Source organism: Nonomuraea sp. NPDC001684 (assembly GCF_053596515.1).
This window is the reverse complement of sequence record NZ_JBSFGJ010000747.1, coordinates 1-2,740: the sequence shown is the minus strand read 5'-3', so window position 1 is coordinate 2,740 and position 2,740 is coordinate 1. Positions and strand designations below refer to the sequence as shown.

Below are 2,740 nucleotides of genomic sequence, written 5' to 3'. Positions count from 1 at the left end.
CCGCGGCCCGCGCCTGAGCGGCGACTTCGCGATCAAGCCGGAGATCACCGCGCCCGGCGTGAACATCGTCGCGGCGCGCGCGGCGGGCACCTCGCTGGGCTCGGGCAGCAGCATCCCGGGCGGCGGCCCGATCGACGACGACTACACCGCGGCGTCCGGCACCTCGATGGCCGCCCCGCACGTCGCGGCCGCCGCCGGCATCCTGGCCGCGCAACACCCCGACTGGACGTCCGAGCAGCTCAAGACCGCTCTGACGGGCACCGCGAAGCCGGGCGAGGACCCCGTCTACGACCAGGGCTCCGGACGGCTGGACATCGGGCAGGCCGTCACCCAGCAGGTCTTCGACGACCTGGCGACGGTTCACGCCGGCTTCAGCGACCCGTACACCGGCCAGACGCTGACCAGGAAGGTGACCTTCCGCAACACCGGCAGGGAACCGGTCACGCTGAACCTGTCCACGACGCTGCAGCGCGGCGACGCCCAGGCGCCCGCCGGGATGGCCACGCTCAGCCCGTCGTCGCTGACCGTCCCCGCGGGCGGGTCGGCGAGCGCGGACCTCACCGTCGAGCCCACGCTCGGCGACCCGGGCTGGTACGAGGGCCGCCTGACGGCCACGGCGGGCACGACCCGCCTGACGGCGCCGATCGCGTTCCGCAAGGGCGCCAGGACGGACACCGTGCGCGTCAGGTTCGTCGGCAGGCCGGACTGGACGGTGCTGCAGAACGTGCTGACCGCCGTCCGGGTCAGCGACACCGACCCGCTCCTCGAAGGGGAGCCGATGGCCACGGACACCATGGCCTGGCGGACCACCGGCACGCCGGGCACGCTGGAGACCGAGCTCAAGCTCGCGCACGGCGGCGTCTACTCCCTCACCGCCACCCCCTCGTGGTTCACCAAGCCTGACCGGCAGATGCAGTACGCCGCGCTGCTCGCCCCCGAGGTCAAGCTCGACGGCGACACCACGGTGACCCTCGACGCGACCGACGCAGAGCCGATCCGGGTGAGCACGCCGCGCCCGTCGGAACCGGTGTTCACGAACGTGATGACCGTCCGCACGACCGCCTCGGGCCAGATGTACGCGAGCGCGTCGCTGCTGAGCTACGAGCCGGTCAACCGGGGCCAGTACTGGGTCACGCGGGTGCGGAAGGCGCCCGCGGTGGGCACCTCCACGGTGCTCTTCGACCAGATCCGCCGCGCTCCGGAGGTCGAGCTGGCCGTGCCGGGGCTCCGGCTCAACCCCCGCTACATCAGCGAGCACGACGCGCTGGTGCCGAAGTTCACCGCCGACCGGCGGCTGAACCTGACCACGGGCGACGACCTGCGCGGCGGCGCGGACGCGCGCGGCGACCTCGTCTTCCTCCCCGCCAGGGACTCGCTCGAACTCCTCCTGGCCGACCTGGACCTGGCCATCAAGGCGGGGGCCGCGGGCGTGGTCACCAGCGACCGGTTCGCCTGGCTGCTGCACGACCCCGCGTACGCGGCGCAGAACAAGATCCCGGTGTTGTGGATCGACAGCGGCGAGGCGGACCGGCTCGGCAGGGCTCTGGCCCGCAAGCCGTACCCGAGCGCCGGTCTGCACGTCACGCCCACCACCCCGTTCGAGTACAAACTGGCCTATTACCTGAAGGGCACCACGGCGGGCCGCCTGAACGTCGCCCCGAAGGCCCGCGACCTCACCGAGGTCGAGACCACCTACCACGCGCAGTTCCCGCCGCCGGCGGGCACGTGGGGGCCGGACGCGAACTTCATCGAGGTCGACCACACCTACTCGCCCGAGCAGCGCTTCAGCATCCGCGGCTCGCACAGTTTCGCCGGGCCGGCGACCAGGACCGAGTACTACAACGCGCCCGGCCCGGACGTGCTGTGGGGGCGTGAGTACGCCTTCATCGACCCCGCCTCGGGCGGCGCCCGCTTCGCCACCTCACTGCGCGGCTTCGCCGACGCCGCCAAGGAGCGGGAGGACTGGAACGAGTCCATCGTCCCCGCCCAGTTCGCCCCCGGCCCGAACCTGCCGGACTGGGTCACCCCGGCCATCTACTGCGACGGTTGCCGCCAGGGCGACCGGCTGCGGCTGCGCGCGCTCAGCTCGCTCGGCTTCGGCTACTACTCCGACGCCTCCGACCCGAGCCACCTGTACCAGGGCGCGCCGGGGGCCGAGGAGCTCCACCTGTTCAGCGGCGCCGCCGAGGTCAAGCCACAGTACGACGACCTGGGCCTGTCCTACTACACCGTCCCCGCCGGGCCGGGCGCGTACCGGCTCACGGCCTCGTGGCGGGACGGCTTCGCCGGCAAGCACTCCGGCACCGGCGTCGAGACCACCTGGACGTTCCGGTCCGCCCGCCCGACCGGCGGCAGCGCCCCGCAGCCCTGCCTGGACACGGTGCTGTGGGGTGACGAGCAGCCCTGCGCCCAGGCGCCGCTGATCCACCTCACGTACGGGCTCGGGCTGCCGGAGAACGACACCGTCCAGGCGGGCAGGCCGTTCGCCTTCACCGTCAGGCCCGTGGGCGGCAGGTCGCCGTCGCTGCGCGGAGTCTGGATCTCCGGCGACAAGGGCGCGCACTGGACGCCTGCCACGGCAGTGACCGGCGACAAGGTGCTCGTGCACAACCCCGCGGGTCCGGGCGGCATCTCGATCAAGGTCGAGGCGAAGGACAGGGACGGCAACGCCGTCCAGCAGGTCCTCACCGACGCCTACTCCGTGAAGTGACCGCCGTAGCGGGGGCAGGCCCGTTCTGCC

Annotated in this window: 1 protein-coding gene; it reads left to right on the top strand. The window is 72.9% G+C overall.

Annotated features, from left to right (window positions below; genetic code table 11):
- Positions 1 to 2,710 (top strand): S8 family serine peptidase (locus ACWCSD_RS51085; RefSeq protein WP_449926884.1); only part of this gene is annotated, 2,710 nt, incomplete at its 5' end.
- Positions 2,711 to 2,740: the final 30 nt, after the last annotated feature.